The 18,009-nt window shown below is 61.7% G+C and carries 18 protein-coding genes; 10 read left to right on the forward strand and 8 right to left on the reverse strand.

All coding sequences use genetic code 11. The annotated features are described in order from the left end of the window. Positions 1-3 precede the first annotated feature (3 nt). Complete coding sequence (yedA, locus tag BFQ03_RS07955) at positions 4-900, forward strand: drug/metabolite exporter YedA (RefSeq protein WP_065942811.1); 897 nt, start codon at positions 4-6, stop codon at positions 898-900. 48 nt (positions 901-948) lie between these two features. Then, complete coding sequence (locus BFQ03_RS07960; protein WP_032861794.1) at positions 949-2,280, forward strand: RNA helicase RhlE1; 1,332 nt, start codon at positions 949-951, stop codon at positions 2,278-2,280. Positions 2,281-2,346: 66 nt separating this feature from the next. Here the strand turns inward: BFQ03_RS07960 and BFQ03_RS07965 are convergent, their stop codons facing one another. Together BFQ03_RS07965 and BFQ03_RS07970 are read right to left on the reverse strand one after the other, a co-directional pair. Further along, entirely contained in the window at positions 2,347-3,618 is a 1,272-nt protein-coding gene (locus BFQ03_RS07965; RefSeq protein WP_139115659.1) for a TIGR03862 family flavoprotein, read from the reverse strand. A 136-nt stretch (positions 3,619-3,754) separates the two neighbouring features. After that, positions 3,755-4,675 (reverse strand): histone deacetylase family protein, encoded by a 921-nt coding sequence (locus tag BFQ03_RS07970; protein WP_065942832.1) that lies wholly within the window; start codon positions 4,673-4,675, stop codon positions 3,755-3,757. A gap of 75 nt (positions 4,676-4,750) precedes the next feature. Here BFQ03_RS07970 and BFQ03_RS07975 point away from each other — a divergent pair, with 75 nt between their 5' ends. The 3 genes from BFQ03_RS07975 (at position 4,751) to BFQ03_RS07985 (ending at position 6,933) form a co-directional block, all read left to right on the forward strand. Continuing rightward, positions 4,751-5,320 carry a GNAT family N-acetyltransferase gene (locus tag BFQ03_RS07975; RefSeq protein ID WP_032861806.1) on the forward strand — a complete coding sequence of 190 codons (570 nt, stop codon included), beginning with the start codon at positions 4,751-4,753 and terminating at the stop codon, positions 5,318-5,320. A gap of 159 nt (positions 5,321-5,479) precedes the next feature. Further along, entirely contained in the window at positions 5,480-6,349 is an 870-nt protein-coding gene (tesB, locus tag BFQ03_RS07980; protein ID WP_032861807.1) for an acyl-CoA thioesterase II, read from the forward strand. Beyond that, entirely contained in the window at positions 6,346-6,933 is a 588-nt protein-coding gene (locus tag BFQ03_RS07985) for an HAD family hydrolase (RefSeq protein WP_032861809.1), read from the forward strand. Before tesB ends, BFQ03_RS07985 begins: the two co-directional genes overlap by 4 nt. A 39-nt stretch (positions 6,934-6,972) precedes the next feature. On the opposite strand, the gene BFQ03_RS07990 is transcribed toward BFQ03_RS07985, so the two are convergent. The 3 genes from BFQ03_RS07990 to BFQ03_RS08000 form a co-directional block, all read right to left on the reverse strand. Next, on the reverse strand, positions 6,973-7,950 hold the full coding sequence (locus BFQ03_RS07990; RefSeq protein WP_032861811.1) for an alpha/beta fold hydrolase: 978 nt from the start codon (positions 7,948-7,950) through the stop codon (positions 6,973-6,975). Continuing rightward, the gene (locus BFQ03_RS07995; protein WP_032861813.1) at positions 7,951-8,841 is read right to left on the reverse strand and encodes a KPN_02809 family neutral zinc metallopeptidase; all 891 of its coding nucleotides are present in this window, start codon (positions 8,839-8,841) and stop codon (positions 7,951-7,953) included. A 157-nt stretch (positions 8,842-8,998) separates the two neighbouring features. Further along, the gene (locus BFQ03_RS08000; protein WP_032861815.1) at positions 8,999-9,412 is read right to left on the reverse strand and encodes a hypothetical protein; all 414 of its coding nucleotides are present in this window, start codon (positions 9,410-9,412) and stop codon (positions 8,999-9,001) included. Between the two features lie 195 nt (positions 9,413-9,607). Here BFQ03_RS08000 and BFQ03_RS08005 point away from each other — a divergent pair, with 195 nt between their 5' ends. Further along, on the forward strand, positions 9,608-10,486 hold the full coding sequence (locus tag BFQ03_RS08005; protein ID WP_032861818.1) for a DMT family transporter: 879 nt from the start codon (positions 9,608-9,610) through the stop codon (positions 10,484-10,486). 1 nt (position 10,487) lies between these two features. On the opposite strand, the gene BFQ03_RS08010 is transcribed toward BFQ03_RS08005, so the two are convergent. Next, positions 10,488-11,822, reverse strand: coding sequence for an MFS transporter (locus BFQ03_RS08010; RefSeq protein WP_032861820.1), 1,335 nt, complete (start codon positions 11,820-11,822; stop codon positions 10,488-10,490). 254 nt (positions 11,823-12,076) lie between these two features. Between BFQ03_RS08010 and quiC the strand changes: the two genes are divergently transcribed. Beyond that, positions 12,077-13,972 (forward strand): 3-dehydroshikimate dehydratase QuiC, encoded by a 1,896-nt coding sequence (quiC, locus tag BFQ03_RS08015; protein ID WP_065942813.1) that lies wholly within the window; start codon positions 12,077-12,079, stop codon positions 13,970-13,972. A 71-nt stretch (positions 13,973-14,043) separates the two neighbouring features. After that, positions 14,044-14,709: a TetR/AcrR family transcriptional regulator gene (locus BFQ03_RS08020; RefSeq protein ID WP_032861824.1), complete on the forward strand. Its 666-nt coding sequence runs from the start codon at positions 14,044-14,046 to the stop codon at positions 14,707-14,709. Positions 14,710-14,780: 71 nt separating this feature from the next. Here BFQ03_RS08020 and BFQ03_RS08025 read toward each other — a convergent pair whose 3' ends face one another. Then, a complete protein-coding gene (locus BFQ03_RS08025; RefSeq protein WP_065942814.1) occupies positions 14,781-15,635 on the reverse strand; it encodes a shikimate dehydrogenase in 855 nt (284 codons plus the stop codon). After that, the gene (aroQ, locus tag BFQ03_RS08030) at positions 15,632-16,069 is read right to left on the reverse strand and encodes a type II 3-dehydroquinate dehydratase (RefSeq protein ID WP_032861827.1); all 438 of its coding nucleotides are present in this window, start codon (positions 16,067-16,069) and stop codon (positions 15,632-15,634) included. The genes BFQ03_RS08025 and aroQ overlap by 4 nt, the downstream gene beginning before the upstream one ends. Positions 16,070-16,284: 215 nt before the next feature. On the opposite strand from aroQ, the gene BFQ03_RS08035 reads away from it, so the two are divergent. Next, positions 16,285-16,806 carry an RNA polymerase sigma factor gene (locus BFQ03_RS08035; RefSeq protein ID WP_032861829.1) on the forward strand — a complete coding sequence of 174 codons (522 nt, stop codon included), beginning with the start codon at positions 16,285-16,287 and terminating at the stop codon, positions 16,804-16,806. A 62-nt stretch (positions 16,807-16,868) separates the two neighbouring features. Next, complete coding sequence (locus BFQ03_RS08040; RefSeq protein WP_065942815.1) at positions 16,869-17,855, forward strand: FecR family protein; 987 nt, start codon at positions 16,869-16,871, stop codon at positions 17,853-17,855. Positions 17,856-18,009: the final 154 nt, after the last annotated feature.

The following is an 18,009-nucleotide window of genomic DNA, read 5'->3' on the forward strand; positions in this document are numbered from 1 at the left end:
CCTATGCCTGGCCCACGTCGTTTTCCCTTACCGTTGATCGCCGCTTTTTTTGCGCTGTATGTCATTTGGGGTTCCACCTACCTGGTGATCCGCATTGGCGTGGAGTACTGGCCACCGCTGATGCTGGCGGGGATTCGTTTTTGTACGGCGGGCGTTCTGATGTATGGCTACTTGCGCTGGCGCGGTGTGCCAGCGCCGACCTGGGCACAGTGGAAAGCTGCCGGCATGATCGGCATCTTGTTGCTGACGTTCGGCAATGGCGCGGTGAGTGTGGCTGAACACACGGGCGTGACCTCCGGTGTCGCCGCGCTGGCCGTGGCGACGGTGCCGCTGTTTACCTTGCTCTGTGGTTATTTCTGGGGCGCGCGTAATACCCGTCTGGAATGGGCCGGGGTGATTCTGGGAATGATCGGCATCGCCATGCTCAATATGGGCTCCAACCTGCAATCGAGCCCGTTGGGTGCAGGGTTGCTGTTGTTCGCCGCAGCCTCCTGGGCTTTCGGTTCGGTCTGGAGCCGGCATTTGCCGTTGCCTCAGGGCGCCATGGCCAGCGCCGCTGAAATGCTGATCGCCGGTGTGGTGCTGTTGATCGGCAGCGTACTCAAGGGCGAGCACCTGGAAGCGATGCCGCCAGTGGAAGGTTGGCTGGCCCTGGCTTACCTGACCGTCTTTGGCTCGATCATCGCCTTCAACGCTTATATGTACCTGCTCAAGCATGTGCGTCCGGCAGCGGCCACCAGCTACGCCTACGTCAACCCGGCGGTGGCGGTGTTGCTGGGCATTGTGTTCGTGGGCGAGACCATCGGCCTGGAAGAAGCCCTGGCGATGCTGGTGATCATCAGTGCGGTGTTGCTGATCAGCCTGCCCCAGTGGCGCAAGCCGAAGCCGGAAATAAGGTAAACTGCCGCGCATTGCGACCTTGCGCTGAATTTTTCCTACGGTAAACACATGACTTTCGCCTCCCTTGGCCTGATCGAACCCTTGCTGCGCGCCCTTGAGACGCTTGGCTACCAGACCCCGACGCCGGTGCAGGCGCAAGCCATTCCGGCGGTGCTGGCCGGTCGCGACCTGATGGCTGCGGCCCAGACCGGTACCGGCAAGACCGCAGGTTTCGCGGTGCCGCTCCTGCAACTGCTGACGATGGAAGGGCCGAAAGTCACCGCCAACTCGGTGCGCGCGCTGATCCTGTGCCCAACCCGCGAGTTGGCCGAGCAGGTTCACGCCAGCGTCGCCCAATACGCCGAACACCTGCCGCTGACCACCTACGCGGTGTATGGCGGCGTCAGCATCAACCCGCAGATGATGAAGCTGCGCAAGGGCGTCGACATTCTGGTGGCCACGCCTGGCCGCCTGATCGACCTGTTTCGCCAGAACGCGCTGAAACTCAATCAGTTGCAAACCCTGGTGCTGGATGAAGCCGACCGCATGCTGGACCTGGGCTTCTCGGAAGAGCTGGCGAACATTTACCGCATGTTGCCGAAAAAGCGCCAGACCCTGCTGTTTTCCGCGACCTTCTCCGACGATATCCGCCTGCTGGCCGGGCAGATGCTCAATGACCCTTTGAGCATCGAAGTCAGCCCGCGCAACGTTGCCGCCAACACCGTCAAGCAGTGGGTGGTGCCGGTGGACAAGAAGCGCAAGGCCGAGCTGTTTGTGCACCTGATGCGCAAGGGCAAGTGGAAGCAGGTGCTGGTGTTCGCCAAGACCCGCAATGGCGTGGATGCGCTGGTAGATAAGCTACAAGGCCTGGGGATCAATGCCGACGGCATCCACGGCGACAAGCCACAAGCCACGCGCCAACGTGCCCTGGACCGCTTCAAGGCCAGCGATGTGCAGATCCTGGTGGCCACTGATGTGGCGGCCCGCGGTCTGGATATTGAAGATTTGCCGATGGTGGTCAACTTTGACCTGCCGATTGTTGCCGAGGATTACATCCACCGTATCGGCCGTACTGGCCGCGCGGGCAACACGGGCGAGGCGATTTCCCTGGTATGTGCCGATGAGGTGAACATGCTCTCGGCCATCGAGATGCTGACCCGCCAGACCCTGACCCGCAAAATGGAACAGGACTTCGAGCCGGAGCACCGGGTGCCGGACACCGATGCCAGTGGGCAGGTGGTGAAAAAGCCGAAAAAACCGAAGAAGCCCAAGACCTCGGGTGGTGGCGGCAAGCGCAACTTGGGCAAGTGGGTAGAAAGCGGGGAAGTTGCGGCAGAGCCGTCGATCAAGCCGGTGCGCAAGGTGCCGGTCTTTAATACCGGGCCGCGTAAGAAGAAGTAATTTCTTTGCTGCCTGTCAGGGCCTCATCGCTGGCTTGCCTGCGATGAGGCCCTGAGTTCGCCGCAACTATTGGCGTTGGAACCATTCCAACACCCCGCGCCCCGCAGCCCGCCCACTGGCAAAACACCCCGTCAGCAAATACCCGCCCGTCGGCGCTTCCCAATCCAGCATCTCTCCGGCACAAAACACTCCCGGCAATTGCTTGAGCATCAAGCGCTCATCCAGCGCCTCAAACGGCACGCCACCTGCGGTGCTGATGGCTTCGTCCATTGGCCGGGTTTTCACCAGGGTCAGCGGCAGAGCCTTGATATCGACGGCCAATTGCTGCGGGTCGCTGAAATGTTCGGCAGGCGCCAACTCGCGCAACAGCGCCCCCTTCACCCCATCTAACCCCAACTGACTGTGCAAATGCTTGCTCATCGAACGTGAGCCACGGGGCTTGGCCAATGCAGCCTGCACTTTGTCCAGGGGCTTGCCCGGTAGCAGGTCGATATGCACGGTGGCCGCGCCATCACGGTTGATTGCTTCACGGATCGGCGCCGACAGTGCGTAGATCAAACTGCCTTCGATACCTGTCGCGGTGATCACGCATTCGCCCAACCGAGGTTTGTCAGTTGCCAAACCAATGGCGACGTTTTTCAGCGGCGCGCCGGCGAATTTGCTCACCATCAAGTCGCTCCAGGTTGACACCTCGAAGCCACAGTTGCTCGGCTGCAGCGGGGCGCAGGGCACGCCTTGGTCTTCCAGCAATTTGAGCCAGGCGCCGTCGGAACCCAGGCGTGACCAACTGCCGCCGCCGAGGGCCAGTAGCACGGCATCGCTGTGGACAGTTTTCTCGCCATCCGGGCTGTGGATAATTAAGCCGCCATCGGCATTCCAGCCGAGCCAGCGATGGCGGGTGTGGATAACTACCCCTTGGTCGCGCAGGCGCTTGAGCCAGGCCCGCAGCAGCGGTGCGGCTTTCATGTCGGAAGGGAATACCCGGCCGGAGCTACCGACAAAGGTTTCTATCCCCAGGCCATGAATCCACTCGCACAACGCCTCGGCGCCAAACTGGCGCAACAAGGGGGCGATGTCCGGTGCGCGTTCGGCATAGCGCGCAAGGAATGCCGGGTAGGCCTCGGAGTGGGTGATATTCATGCCGCCAACACCTGCCAGCAGGAACTTGCGACCCACCGATGGCATGCCGTCGTACAGGTCCACCCGGACCCCGGCCTGGCTCAATACTTCGGCGGCCATCAGCCCGGCGGGGCCGCCGCCGATGATCGTGACGTGATGGGGCTGGGCTGGGATCTGGGACATGGCGGTGACTGCGGTTCGGCGAAGTAAGCCGAGCATTCTACCCGAGGACCGCAAAACTGCCTGATCAAAAAACGTACACCTTCCTACACGCTATACGCTGTCTGCCTTACAGGTGTTTACGCTCAAGTTATCCACAGGCCGTTCCACAGGCATTGTGGGTAACACTCACGTTTCAATGACAACCTGATGACGTCCAGACCCGTTGCGCGCTGTGGTGCAGGATGCCGTGGCGACGGGCCAGGGCAGGGCGGTCCTTGCTGTAGCCGCCACCAATCACGCCCATCACCGGGATGTCGCGGCCCAGGCAGTGGCGCATCACGCTTTCGTCACGGGCGGCGACGCCGGCGTCTGTCAGCTTGAGGTAACCGAGGGCGTCGTCCTTGTGTACATCGACACCGGCGTCATACAGCATCAGATCCGGTTGATACAACGGCAGCAGGTAGTTGAGGGCATCGTCCACCACCTTGAGGTAGTCGGCATCGCCCATGCCCATGGGCAGGGGGATATCCCAGTCGCTGGTGGCCTTGCGCGCCGGGAAATTCTTTTCACAGTGCAGGGACACGGTAATGGCATCCGGCGTGTCGTGGAGGATGCGCGCGGTGCCATCACCTTGGTGCACATCGCAGTCGAAGATCAGCACCCGATTGACCCGTCCGCTGGCCAGCAGGTAGTGGCTGATCACCGCCAGGTCATTGAAGATGCAAAAGCCCGCCGGGTAGTCGTAATGGGCATGGTGGGTGCCGCCCGCCAGGTGGCAGGCCAGGCCGTGCTCCAGGGCCTGCTCGGCGGCCAGCAACGAGCCGCCGACCGCACGCACGGTGCGTCGGGCCAGGGCCTCGCTCCAGGGCAGGCCGAGGCGCCGTTGGTCTTCGCGGGACAACTCACCGCTCATATAGCGTTCGATATAGCCAGGGTCATGGGCCAGGGCGAGGACGTCGGCCGGGCATAATTGGGGGCGCAGCAACTGGCTGTCCTGGGTCAGGCCGCTGTCGACCAGGTGATCGCGCAGCAGCCGGAACTTGTCCATGGGGAAGCGATGATCCGCCGGGAATTCGGGGCTGTAGTCGTCGTGGTAGATCAGTGGCAAAGGCATGGCAATTTCTGACAGGAACCAGCGACGGATCTTAACAGCGCTGTACACTCACGCACATGGCAAGGGAGGGGAACGATGGAGCCGATACTGGAGTTGGAAAGCGCGCGCCTGGTGCTGCGCCAGTGGCGCGACAGCGACCTGCCGGAATTTGCCCGGATGTGTGCCGATCCGCAGGTGATGCGCTATTTCCCGGCCCCCCTGGACCGCCTGGAAAGTGCGGCATTGATCGGGCGAATACGTGGGCATTTTGCTGAGTATGGGTTTGGCCTGTGGGCCCTGGAGCGCAAGGACAGCGGCGAGTTTATCGGCCTGACGGGGTTGCTGAATGTCGGCTTTGAAGCCGACTTCACCCCAGCGGTGGAAATTGGCTGGCGCCTGGCCCGCGAGCACTGGGGCCTGGGGTTTGCCAGTGAGGCGGCCTGGACCGCATTGCGCTGTGGGTTTGACCGTTTGCAACTGGAGCAGATCGTGGCCTTCACCACCGAGGCCAACCTGGCGTCGCAGAAAGTCATGCAGGCCATCGGCATGCATTACGATCCGGCGGCAGATTTTCAACACCCCAGGCTCGCGGCGGACGATCCGCTGCGCCATCATGTGTTGTATCGCATCACCCGCGCCCAATGGTTGGACACGCTGCACGGATAAGCAGGCGGTAATACTTGTAGGAGCGGGCTTGCTCGCGAAAAACATCAACGGTTACGCGGGAGGCCTGACACCCTGCGTCATCCCTGGGCTTTTCGCGAGCAAGCTCGCTCCTACAGTAGAAAATAGAAGGTAGAAACCGTTTTGCTCTGAGGAGAGTGTATGAGCCAAGTGTTGGAAGATCTGGTCGATTTGCTGACCCTGGAACCGATTGAAGAAAACCTCTTTCGCGGCCGCAGCCAGGACTTGGGCTTTCGCCAACTGTTCGGCGGCCAGGTCTTGGGCCAGTCGCTGTCGGCGGCCAGCCAGACCGTCGAAGAGGCGCGGCATGTGCATTCGTTGCACGGCTATTTCCTGCGCCCTGGGGATGCCGGGCTGCCGGTGGTCTATCAAGTGGACCGGGTACGCGATGGCGGCAGTTTCAGTACGCGTCGGGTGACGGCGATTCAGAAGGGCAACCCGATCTTCACCTGCAGTGCCTCGTTCCAGTACGACGAAGAAGGCTTCGAGCACCAGACCACCATGCCGGTGGTGGTGGGGCCGGAGAACCTGCCGTCGGAGTTGGAACTGACCCAGCAGCGCGCGCACCTGATTCCTGAGTCCATGCGCGAAAAATTGCTGTGCCCCAAGCCGATCGAAGTGCGGCCGGTGACTGAGAAAGACCCGTTCAACCCGCAGCCGTCCGATCCGGTCAAATATGTGTGGTTCCGCGCCGATGGTGCCCTGGCCGATTTGCCGGCGCTGCACAAATACCTGCTGGCTTATGCCTCGGACTTCGGCCTGCTGACCACCTCGTTGCTGCCCCATGGCAAAACTGTGTGGCAGAAGGACATGCAAGTGGCCAGCCTGGACCATGCGTTATGGTTTCACGCCGATCTGCGTGCCGATGACTGGTTGCTGTACGCCATGGACAGCCCATGGGCCGGCAATTCCCGTGGGTTCTCCCGTGGCAGTGTGTACAACCGCGCTGGCCAACTAGTGGCCTCGGTGACTCAGGAAGGCTTGATTCGCCATCGCAAGGATTGGGCGTGAGCCTGGCGCACGTCAAACACTGGGTGTTCGACATGGACGGCACCCTGACTGTGGCCGTGCATGACTTTGCGGCGATCCGCGTGGCGCTGGAAATTCCGCCCACCGACGATATTCTCACCCACCTGGCGGCATTGCCTGCGGCCGAAGCGGCGGCCAAGCATGCCTGGTTGTTGGCGCATGAGCGCGAACTGGCGCTGGGTTCGGTGGCCGCCACGGGCGCGGTGGAGTTGGTGCGTGATTTGGCGGCACGGGGCTGTCGCCTGGGGATCCTGACGCGCAATGCCCAGGAGTTGGCGCACATCACCTTGCAGGCTATCGGCCTGGCAGACTGTTTTGCCGTGGAAGATGTGTTGGGCCGCGACGACGCCCCGCCCAAGCCGGATCCCGGTGGCCTGCTGAAACTGGCGCAGGCGTGGGATGTAGCGCCCGCCGAGATGGTGATGGTGGGTGACTATCGCTTCGACCTCGATTGCGGCCGGGCGGCGGGAGCGCGGACAGTGTTGGTGAACTTGCCGGAAAACCCTTGGCCGGAATTGGCCGATTGGCATGCCAAGGACTGCGCGGCATTGCGCCAGATGATCTAAACCAAGCACCACATTTCTGATTGGGTTTTGTCTGAAGGATTAGTGGAACAGGGCCGCCTGCCCTTCGGGTGAGGTAAACATCTTGTCGCCGTCATGCCCAACCCCTGGCACTTCAACCAACCGCTGGCTCAACTGCGGATGCCGCTGCTTGAGGTAGTCGAAATAGTTGTGCCCGCGAATCAGCCGATAAGCGCCCTGGGCCTCGGCGGCGCAGCTCTTGTCCAGGGCCGGGTGGTTGGGGTCGGTGTCTTGTTGGCCCAGCAGGTAGGTGATATCGCGTGCGACGTAGGCTTTTTCCAGTTGCTCGGGGCTTTGGCCGTTGGCGTAGGTCGGCAGCTTTTGCATGCCGTACTTCCAGTCATTGAATCCTGAGCAACTGGCCGGCGCGAATTGCACCGGGCGTTGCGGGCTGAAGTAGGCATAGGACGACGGGTTGGCGATCACATAACGCAGGCTGATCCCCGCCGCTTGCAGGGCCGGGTGCGCATGGCCGGTCAGGGCAAAGCGTTGCACCACCTGGCCACCACCGGAATGCCCGGCGACCACTATTTCCTTGAGGGTCGGGAACAGTGTGCGGTTGCCCAGGTGCTTGATGATCTGGTCCAAGGCGCCGTAGGAACTGATCTGGCCATGGCCGATTGACGACTCGCCGGCCATCCACGCATTGCCGTGCCAGCGCAGCACGCTATCGCCCAGGTGATGGCGCTGAATATCCGCATCGTTGAGAAACTGCGGCGCGATCACTAGGGTGTTGGCGCCTTGCCCGGCGTGGGCGGCGGCGTCCTCGGCGCTTTTGAGGTAGGTCTGGGCATTACGCAGCCGGCCATGCACGATAATCAGCGCGCGGGTGACCTGCGGCAGCGGCTGGCGCCAGTCCTGGCTAAGGCCCAGGCTCAGGTCGCCGGCTTGCAGGGTGAATCGATCGGGGCTGATCACCTTGACCGCCTGCCCGGCGGCCAGGGTGGCGGTAGAGCAGGTGATCAGCAGGCCCAGCAGCCATCCGCATCGCTTATTCATTTACAGACTCTTGGCCGAAAACGTGTCGCATTGGCTGATCTGGCCTTGGGCAAACCCGGTCTTGAACCAGCGGACCCGCTGTTGCGAAGTGCCATGGGTGAACGAGTCAGGTACTACGCGGCCTTGGCCCTGCTGCTGCAAGCGGTCGTCGCCGATGGCGTTGGCGGCGTTCAGCGCTTCTTCGATGTCACCCGGTTCCAGCCAGTTCAGGCGCTTTTGCGCGCGGTTGGCCCAGACCCCGGCGAAGCAGTCGGCCTGCAGTTCCTGGCGGACCAGCAAGCCACCATCGCCTTGCATCTGCCGGCCTTGCTGGCGCGCGACCTGGATCTTCGAAGAAATTCCCAGCAGGGTTTGCACGTGGTGACCGACTTCGTGGGCGATCACATAAGCCTGGGCAAAATCGCCGGCCGCCTGGAAGCGTTGGGACATTTCCCGGAAGAAATCCAGGTCCAGGTAGACCTGCTGGTCGGCCGGGCAATAGAACGGGCCGCTGGCGGAGGTCGCGCCACCGCAGGCGGAATTCACCCGGCCACGGAACAGGATCAGCTTGGGATTCTTGTAGGCCAGGCCGTTTTCCTGGAACACCTGGCCAAAGGTGTCTTCGGTGTCGCCCAGCACGGCACGCACAAAGTCTGCCTGCTCATCGTTGGCGGGCGGTGCCTGGCGTGTTTGCGGGCTGACCGAAGGCGCCTGCTCGGTCATCTGGCCGCTCAGTTGCCCGAGGATCTGCATCGGGTCCTGGCCGGTCAACAGACCGATACCGACGATCAGCACGATGGCGGTCAGGCTCAGGCCCTTGCCGCCACCAAAGCGCATGCCGCCACCGCCGCCACCACTGTCATTGCGCGCGTCGACCACGTTGTCGCTGCGCCGACCTTTTTTCCATAGCATGTGGCTATCCTCTTGATGATCGTTATGCAGGAACGAGCTTGCTCGCGAAAAACGCCAAGGCACCGCGTTAAACCAGGCATGCGGCGTTAGCGTTAACGACTTTCGCGAGCAAGCTCGCTCCTACAGTAATAGGGGTTGTGGTGAGTGAGTATGGCCGTTATTGGCGGCAATACCCTTCGCCTGTATTGACCACCAGGCAGTCTTTTTTATCAGCCAGCCATTTCAGTCCAGTGGCTGCACCGTCGCCAGCACGCAGCACTTGCGGGCCGTCCGGGCGGTTGAAGGTGATGCCGTCTTCGCCAGCCTCGCCTTTGAAGGTGCCGGAGGCGTCGGCATCGAGGCCGTATTGCATGGTCAACAGGTAATGCCCGCGGCCGATGCTGTCGTCCTTGCTGACGGTCAGGTGCAGGCCTTCGACGCCGACCCACTTGCCGACCCATTTGTCGGTGGGCAGGGTTTCCGGCACCAGGGTCGCCTGTACGGAGGGCGGCGCCGGCTTCGGGGCCTGGGGGGATTTATCGCAGGCGCTGAGCAGGGCGAGGGTCGAAAGGATCAACAGGGTTTTTTTCATTGGGGACTGGCCTTGGTTAAACAGCATGCAATGGCAGGCTGGCGTGCAGCGTTGGACTGGGTTTGGGCAATTTAGTGCGCTGATCGCCCGCTGTTTGGTTATGCTCTTGAGACCGATGCACCACCCGCTCTAGATTAGCGCGTTGAGTGCCACTGCTTGCGGCGGTCATTTCAGCCTGTCACGCACGAGAATTCAATGACCCTCAGCACCCCTCTTTCCGGCGTCAACCATCCCTTCAAGGGCATCGCGCTGATTGTACTGGCGACGCTCCTGTTTTCCAGCCATGACGCCTTGTCCAAATACCTGGCCGGCTTCTATCCGATCGTGATGGTGGTATGGGCCCGGTACATGGTGCATACGCTGCTGATGGCGGGGATTTTCCTGCCGCAATCGGGCCTGCGCGTGCTGCGCAGCAAGCGCCCGTTGTTGCAGGTCGCCAGGGCCTTGTGCCTGCTGGGTACCAGCCTGTTTTTTACCGCAGCCTTGCATTACATCCCGCTGGCGGAGGCCACGGCGGTGAACTTCCTGGCGCCGATCCTGGTGACGGCCCTGTCGGTGCCGCTGCTCGGCGAGCATGTGACGCGGGGCCAGTGGCTGGCGGTGATCTGCGGGTTTGTCGGGGTGATCATCATCGTGCACCCCGGCGGTGAGTTGTTCACCCCGGCGGTGTTGTTGCCATTGGTCTCGGCGTTGTTCTTCTGCTTCTACCAACTGTTGACCCGCATCCTCAGCCAGTACGACAGCCCGACCACCAGCAACTTCTTCGCCGGCCTGTGCAACACCCTGGTGATGAGCGCGCTGGTGCCGTTCTTTTGGGAGGTGCCAACCCTGGGCCATGGCCTGTTGATGCTGGCGCTGGGCAGTTGCGGGATGACCGCGCACTTGATGCTGACCCAGGCCTTCCGCTTCGCTGCGCCGGCCTTGCTGGCGCCGTTCGGCTATTGCCAGATCGTGTTTGCGGGGTTGTTGGGCTGGCTGGTGTTCAACCACACCCCGGACCTGACCACGGTGGTCGGGATCGGGGTGATCTGCCTGAGCGGGTTGGCCGCTGCCTGGCAGCAGCGGCGGCGGTGAATCAGACCTCGACCGTCGGGATCTTGCGCGGTGCCATGAAGTACATCCAGGTCAGGGCAAGGAAGTACATCGCCGGGATCAGGGTGAACAGCACGGTGTAGTTGTTGTTGGTCACGGTCAGGATATGGCCGACGATCTGCGTCATGAACATCCCGCCGATGGCCGCGCACATCCCGCCAAAACCGAACACCGTGCTCATCATGTGCTTGGGCGTGTAGTCCATCACCAGGCTCCAGATATTGGCGGTCCAGGCCTGGTGCGCGCCGATGGCCAGGGAGATGGCAAACACCGCGACCCACAACTGGCTGGAGCCTGCGGCCATGATCACGCCGACGATGCAGCAGGCAAACAGCAGCATCGACAGCAAGCGCGCCTTGATCGGCTGCATGCCGCGACCGATGAGGAACGAGGACAGGATCCCGCCGCCCACGCTGCCGAAGTCTGCCGTCAGGTAAATGATGATCAGCGGGATACCCATCTGGGTCACGTTGATCCCCAGGTTGTATTGCTGGTTGAGAAACGGCGGCAGCCAGTATAGGTAGAACCAGAACACCGGCGCGGTCAGGGCGTAGGCAATGGCGAAGGCCCAGGTGCCGCGCATGCGCAGGATGCGACTGAAGGGCACGCGCGGTTGTTCCGGCTCGACTTCCTGTTGCACGTAGTCCAGTTCCGATTGCTTCACGCTTGGATGGTCTTCGGGGTTGTAGTACTTCAGGCCCCAGAACACCAGCCAGATCCCACCCAGCGCCGCCATGCACAGGAAGGCGGCCTGCCAGCCCCACACATGCAGCACCAGTGGCAACAGCATCGGGGTCATCATGGCGCCGACGTTGGTGCCGGCGTTGAAGATGCCGGTGGCCACCGCGCGCTCGCCAGCGGGGAACCACAGGCGGGTGGTCTTGACGCAGGCCGGGTAGTTGGCCGCTTCGGTCAGGCCGAGGATAAAGCGGCAGACCATAAAGCCCACTGCTGAGGTCGCCAGGCCGTGGGCGCCGGTGGCGATGCTCCACAACAGCACCGCGCAGAAGAACACACGCTTGACGCCGACCCGGTCGATCAACCGGCCTTGCAAGACAAAACCAATGGCGTAACCGACCTGGAACCAGAAGTTGATGTTGGCGTAGTCCATCGCCGTCCAGCTCATCTCCTTGGCCAGGATCGGCTGCATCACGCCCAGGGCGGCGCGGTCGATGTAGTTCAGGGTGGTGGCGAAAAACACCAGGGCCAGCATGCCCCAGCGGGTTTTGCCGACGGCGAGGGCGCCGCGAATCTTGTCGCCAATAGCCGCTTGCGGGTTGCCGGGGCGCGGGGCCACGGCGGAGTTTTGCGAAGGCATGAGAGGTACCCGTTTTTTGAAATTCTTATGGTGTGTTCTGGGTCGTGATCACAGGTGCACGCCGATTAAAAGCGGCCCTGGATGCGCAATCGATGGTGCGCAGTGGCTAAAAAATCGTCAATTCGCCAATTGCCATTGTGTTCGATAATCGCCCATAAAACTAACCGGTTCGTACATTTTGAATTGCTGCTTTATTGCGCGCGGCCAATAATTTGCCGCAAACAAGACCAGCCTTCATTGCCGGGAGTCACCCCATGCAACGTTCCATCGCCACAGTTTCCCTGAGCGGCACCCTGCCGGAAAAGCTCGAAGCCATTGCTGCGGCTGGGTTTGATGGGGTGGAAATCTTCGAGAACGACTTGCTGTATTACGACGGCAGCCCCCGCGAAGTGCGGCAGATGTGTGCCGACCTGGGCATTGCCATCACGCTGTTCCAGCCGTTTCGCGACTTCGAAGGATGCCGCCGCGAACGCCTGGCGCGCAACCTGGAGCGGGCCGAGCGCAAGTTCGACCTGATGCAGGAACTGGGCACCGACCTGGTGCTGGTGTGCAGCAATGCCTCGGCGGATTCCACGGGCGAACATTCGATCCTGCGCGATGACTTGAGTCTTTTGGCCGAACACGCCGGTCGGCGCGGCTTGCGCATTGGCTACGAAGCCCTGGCCTGGGGCCGGCACGTCAACACCTGGCAACAGGTCTGGCAACTGGTGCGCGAGATCGATCACCCCAGTTTCGGGGTGTTGCTGGACAGTTTTCATACCTTGTCGCTCAAGGGCGATCCGGCGGCCATTGCCGAGATTCCCGGCGACAAGATCTTCTTCGTGCAAATGGCCGACGCGCCGATCCTGGCCATGGATGTGCTGGAGTGGAGTCGTCATTTCCGTTGCTTCCCCGGCCAGGGCGAGTTCGACCTGCCGGGCTTCTTGGCGCCGATCATCCAGAGTGGCTACACCGGGCCGCTGTCCCTGGAGATTTTCAACGATGGTTTTCGCGCTGCGCCCACCCGGGCCAACGCGGCGGATGGTTTGCGCTCGTTGCTGTACCTGGAAGAGAAGACCCGTCAACGCCTGGAACAACAGGCTACGCCGGTGGATATCCTGTTCGAAACCCCGCCTGCCAGCGAGTACGATGGCATCGAGTTCCTGGAGTTTGCGGTGGATGAAAACCTCGGCGCCCGGCTCACGCAATGGCTGCAACGCCTGGGGTTCGTCAAGGCCGGGCAGCACCGGTCCAAGAGTGTGAGCCTGCTGCGTCAGGGCGATATCAACCTGATCCTCAACTGCGAGCCTTACTCCTTTGCCCACAACTTTTTCGAGGCCCATGGCCCGTCGTTGTGCGCCACGGCGATCCGCGTCAAGGACAGCGCCAAGGCCCTGGAACGGGCAGTGGCCTACAAGGGCCAACCCTATCGTGGCTTGGTCGGGCCCAATGAACTGGAGCTGGCGGCGGTGCGTGCGCCGGATGGCAGCCTGATCTACCTGGTGGACCAGCACGCGGGCGGGATCTACGACACTGATTTCAACCTGCAAACCGCAAGCAGCAACAGCGGTGGCTTGCTGCGCATCGACCATATGGCCATGGCTTTGCCGGCCGACAGCCTCGACAGTTGGGTGCTGTTCTACAAGAGCCTGCTGGATTTCGAGGCCGACGATGAAGTGGTGTTGCCGGACCCCTACGGCCTGGTCAAGAGCCGGGCGCTGCGCAGCCGCTGCAGCTCGATCCGCCTGCCGCTGAATATTTCCGAGAACCGCAATACGGCGATCTCCCACGCGCTATCGAGCTACCGTGGCTCCGGGGTGCATCACATTGCCTTCGATTGCGCGGATATTTTCGCCGAGGTCAGCCGGGCCAAGGAGGCGGGCGTGCCGCTGCTGGATATCCCGCTCAACTATTACGATGACCTGGCGGCGCGGTTTGATTTCGACGATCAGTTTCTCAGCGAGCTGGCGTACTACAACGTGTTGTACGACCGTGACGCCCAGGGCGGTGAGTTGTTTCACGTGTACACCGAGCCCTTCGAAGGGCGGTTTTTCTTCGAGATCATCCAGCGCAAAAACGGCTATGCGGGTTATGGCGCGGCCAATGTGGCGGTACGCCTGGCGGCCATGGCCAAGTCGCGCAGCGGTGCGGTGCGCCAGGCCAAGTTGTAGGGGGTTGGCGCTTCCTTCGTACGACGTGGCGGCCCATAATCACGGCCTGCATAAATGGCCGTGAGCGCACCATGAACCCGACGTCCGAACTGCCCGACGCCCCCCTGGCGCCGCGCAAGAGCCGCAAGAACAACCCGGAAAAGACCCGCGAGAACATTCTGCAAGAGGCCATTGTCGAGTTCGTGCAGCAGGGGCTTTCCGGTGCGCGGGTGGATGCCATCGCCGAGCGCATCCACACCTCCAAACGCATGATCTATTACTACTTCGGCAGTAAGGAACAGCTGTACGTCGAGGTCCTGGAAAAACTCTACGGGGATATCCGCAACACCGAGACCCGGATGAACCTCACCGAGCTGGAACCCCGTGAAGCGATCCGGCGCCTGGTGGAGTTCACCTTCGACCACCATGACCAGAATGTGGATTTTGTGCGGATTGTCAGCATCGAGAACATTCACAACGCCGAGTATGTGAAAGAGTCGGATGCGATCAAGGCAATGAACAGCAACATCCTTGAAGCGCTGGGCGCGACCTTGCGCCGGGGGGCGGAACTGGGGGTATTTCGCGCTGGGCTGGAGCCGCTGGATGTGCATTTACTGATCAATTCGTTCAGCTTTTACCGGGTGTCCAACCGGCATACCTTCAGTGAGATCTTTCAGATCGAGTTGTCGGATGAGGCAATCAAGCAGCGGCATCGGGCGATGATCTGCGAGTCGGTGCTGCGTTACCTACAGGCCTGACTCCCCCGCTGAACTCAATGTGGGGTGGGCTTGTGTGGGAGCAAGCCCGCTCCCACATTTGGATTCGGTTCCTACCGTGAAGTATTCATGCTCTGGAAATGATCGAGCATCCTTTGTGCATCTGCTTTCTTGCCGCTGAACAACTCAAACGCCTTCACCGCCTGGAACACGGCCATATTCCCCCCATCCAACGTACGGCAACCCAAGGCCCTGGCCGTGCGCAACAGTTCGGTTTCCAGCGGGAAGTAGACGATGTCCGCTACCCATAAATCCGCGCGTAACAAGCCCGCTGGTACCGGCATGCCCGGCAGCTTGGCCATGCCCATGGGCGTGGTGTTGACCAGGCCGTCAGTCGCCGCCATCGCGCTATCGAGGTCACTGCCGGCATACGCCCGGCCGGGACCGAAATGCTGATTGAGGTTGGCAGCCAGGCTTTGGGCGCGGTCGTTATCCACATCAAAAATACTCAACTGCCCAACCCCTTCGGCCAACAGCGCGTGGGCGACTGCCGCGCCCGCGCCACCGGCCCCCATCTGCACCACGCGCTGGCGCGCAGCCTCATGCAGGCCACGGCGAAACCCTTCGGCAAAACCCAGGCAGTCGGTGTTGTGGCCAATGCGCTTGCCGTCGCGCCACACCACCGTGTTGACCGCGCCGATGCCTCGCGCTTCGGGCGACAGTTCATCGAGCAGCGCCAGGATCACTTGCTTGCACGGGTAGGTGATGTTCAACCCGGTGAAGTTCATCTGCTCGGCGGCCTTGAGCAGGTCGGGCAGGGCGCTGCTGTCCAGGTGCAACTGATCCAGATCGATCAGGCGATACAGGTAGCGCAAACCTTGGGCATCGCCTTCCTGCTCATGCAGGGCCGGTGTACGCGACGCTTGGATGCCAGCGCCGATCAGGCCGGCAAGAATACGCGGCTTCATTTGAGTTCCCGGCTGAAATGCTCAAGGGCCAGGTGATAGCCGTGGCTGCCAAACCCGGCGAGTACGGCCTTGGCGATAGGCGAGACGAAGGAATGGTGGCGGAAGGGTTCACGGGCGTGCACGTTGGACAGATGGACTTCGATCACCGGTAATTCACTGGCTACCAGGGCGTCGCGGATGGCCACCGAGGTGTGGGTCCAGGCCGCTGGGTTGATCACAATCCCGGCACAACGGGCGCGGGCGCCGTGGATCCAGTCCAGCAGTTCGCCTTCATGGTTGGTCTGGCGAAACTCCAGTTTCAGCCCGAATTGTTCGGCGCTGCGACCGCATAGCGCGGCGACGTCGGCCAGGGTCTCGTGGCCATAGGTGGCCGGTTCGCGGGTGCCGAGCAGGTTCAGGTTGGGACCGTTGAGGACCAGCACAATAGGTGGCATAGGGATGTCTCCACTGTTGTTTTTATTGATGAGGACAAAATGTACTGAATAGTTAATTTGGTCAATTGACGAAGTGTCCTGCTGTGGATAACCGTTCGATTATCGAACGCTGAATAAGGTTTTTCGACACTGCCCAAGAGCGGATATCAATTGAAAATCATTCTCGACAACGCTTAAGATGCCCGCCTGTTTCCTTTACATCCCAGGGAGTCGGTTTGTCGGACGTGGATCTCAAGGGCCTCTTTCTCAAGCATGCCGATACCCTGCGCCGGTATCTGCTGCGCAAGGTACGGGACCCTCAGTTGGCTGCGGACCTGGTGCAGGAGAGCTTTCTGCGCCTGGCACAAAAGCCCTCCAGTGAACGGATCGACAACTCCCAGGGCTATCTCTACCGCACGGCGAGCAATCTGCTGATCGACCATATCCGCCAGGAAGCACGGCGCAAGACCGACTCCGTGCCCCATGAGGCGCTGGCCGAGATTGAAGATGAAGTGGCCGGGTTGGAGGCTCAGGCAATGGCGCAACAACAGCGACAGGCATTGAAGCAGGCGTTGGCGGAACTGCCGGAGCGTACGCAGCAGATTTTCCGCCTTAACCGCGTTGAAGGCATGACCCACGCCCAGGTCGCGCGGCACCTTGAAATTTCCGACAGTTCAGTGCAAAAACATCTGGCCAAGGCGCTGGCACATGTCATGCAGCGTTTGCGGGAGGGCGATGTGACGCCATCCGATGAATGAATTACTGGAAAAATGCTGCTCAAACGTCACTGTTTCATACAACGAGAATTCGAGACTCACACGTGAATAGCCCGGAGTCGCAACAGCCCAGCATTACTGAGACCGCCGCCGATTGGGCAGTGCGCCTGCATGCGGGTGGGCTGGATGTGCAGGAGCATGCCGAACTGCAACGCTGGATCGACAGCGACAGCCGTCACGCTGCGGAACTGGCGTTTGCCCAGCAGACCTGGGTGGCGCTGGGCGACTTGCAATTGGACACGCCGGTGCATCGCCAGCGTCCGCCTTCGGTTGGTGTGCCATCGCGTCGCGCCCAGCGTCGGCGGCCATGGCGCGTGGCCGCAAGCGTCGCGCTGTTGCTGGTGGTCGCCGGTGTTGGCTGGTTGCAGGGGCCGCAAGCCTTGCTGCAGATGCAGGCCGACTACCTGACTGCCAAGGGCGAAGTGCGCATGGTCCGCCTGGTGGACGGCAGCACCGTGGAATTGGATTCCTCCAGCGCCATCCGCCTGGACTTCGACGGCGAGCAGCGCCGGATCAGCCTGTTGGCCGGCTCGGCGATTTTCGACGTGGCGCCCATGGCTGGACAGGAAACCCGGCCATTCGTGGTGCAGAGTGCTGGCGGGCAAACTCGGGCGCTGGGCACGCGCTTTGTGGTCGGTCGCGAGGCAGACGACCAGGCGTGGGTGGGTGTGCTGCAACACAGCGTGGCCGTGACCCAGCAAGACAAGCCACAAACCACGGTCCTCCAGGAAGGGCAGGCCGCCCGCTACAGCATGCAAAACGGTGTGGTTGACCTGCCCAACCTTGACCTGGCCCGGGCCACCAGTTGGCGGCGCGGGGTGCTGGTGTTCGATCGCCAGCCGCTGGCCAAGGTGGTTGAAGAGCTCAATCGCTACCGCCCCGGCCGGGTGGTGCTGACCGATGCCGAGCTGGGCAAGCGTGAAGTCAGCGCGGTGGTGCGCCTCGACATGCTGGACAAGGCGCTGGGCACCTTGACCGAAGAGTTGCAGGTGCGGCGCTTTGATCTGGCGGGTGTCAGCCTGATCTACTGACACACCGCAAACCCCTCTGTAGACCGACACTGTGTAGGAGCCGGCTTGCCGGCGATGCAGGCAACTCGGTCTATCTGGCACACCGAGGTGACGCTATCGCCGGCAAGCCAGCTCCTACAAAAGTCCGCACTCCTGGCTGATCTTCCAATAATTT

Origin of the sequence: Pseudomonas sp. 25 R 14, assembly GCF_900004755.1 — a bacterium.
Classification (GTDB): domain Bacteria; phylum Pseudomonadota; class Gammaproteobacteria; order Pseudomonadales; family Pseudomonadaceae; genus Aquipseudomonas; species Aquipseudomonas brenneri.

Coding starts and splice junctions, on each gene's coding strand:
- yedA (WP_065942811.1), top strand. CDS start 4: ATGCCTGGCCCACGTCGTTTTCCCTTACCGTTGATCGCCGCTTTTTTT.
- BFQ03_RS07990 (WP_032861811.1), bottom strand. CDS start 7,950: ATGAATAAGCGATGCGGATGGCTGCTGGGCCTGCTGATCACCTGCTCT.
- BFQ03_RS07995 (WP_032861813.1), bottom strand. CDS start 8,841: ATGCTATGGAAAAAAGGTCGGCGCAGCGACAACGTGGTCGACGCGCGC.
- BFQ03_RS07975 (WP_032861806.1), top strand. CDS start 4,751: ATGGAGCCGATACTGGAGTTGGAAAGCGCGCGCCTGGTGCTGCGCCAG.
- BFQ03_RS07965 (WP_139115659.1), bottom strand. CDS start 3,618: ATGCTCGGCTTACTTCGCCGAACCGCAGTCACCGCCATGTCCCAGATC.
- BFQ03_RS07970 (WP_065942832.1), bottom strand. CDS start 4,675: ATGCCTTTGCCACTGATCTACCACGACGACTACAGCCCCGAATTCCCG.
- tesB (WP_032861807.1), top strand. CDS start 5,480: ATGAGCCAAGTGTTGGAAGATCTGGTCGATTTGCTGACCCTGGAACCG.
- BFQ03_RS08000 (WP_032861815.1), bottom strand. CDS start 9,412: ATGAAAAAAACCCTGTTGATCCTTTCGACCCTCGCCCTGCTCAGCGCC.
- BFQ03_RS07960 (WP_032861794.1), top strand. CDS start 949: ATGACTTTCGCCTCCCTTGGCCTGATCGAACCCTTGCTGCGCGCCCTT.
- BFQ03_RS08025 (WP_065942814.1), bottom strand. CDS start 15,635: ATGAAGCCGCGTATTCTTGCCGGCCTGATCGGCGCTGGCATCCAAGCG.
- BFQ03_RS08005 (WP_032861818.1), top strand. CDS start 9,608: ATGACCCTCAGCACCCCTCTTTCCGGCGTCAACCATCCCTTCAAGGGC.
- aroQ (WP_032861827.1), bottom strand. CDS start 16,069: ATGCCACCTATTGTGCTGGTCCTCAACGGTCCCAACCTGAACCTGCTC.
- quiC (WP_065942813.1), top strand. CDS start 12,077: ATGCAACGTTCCATCGCCACAGTTTCCCTGAGCGGCACCCTGCCGGAA.
- BFQ03_RS08020 (WP_032861824.1), top strand. CDS start 14,044: ATGAACCCGACGTCCGAACTGCCCGACGCCCCCCTGGCGCCGCGCAAG.
- BFQ03_RS08010 (WP_032861820.1), bottom strand. CDS start 11,822: ATGCCTTCGCAAAACTCCGCCGTGGCCCCGCGCCCCGGCAACCCGCAA.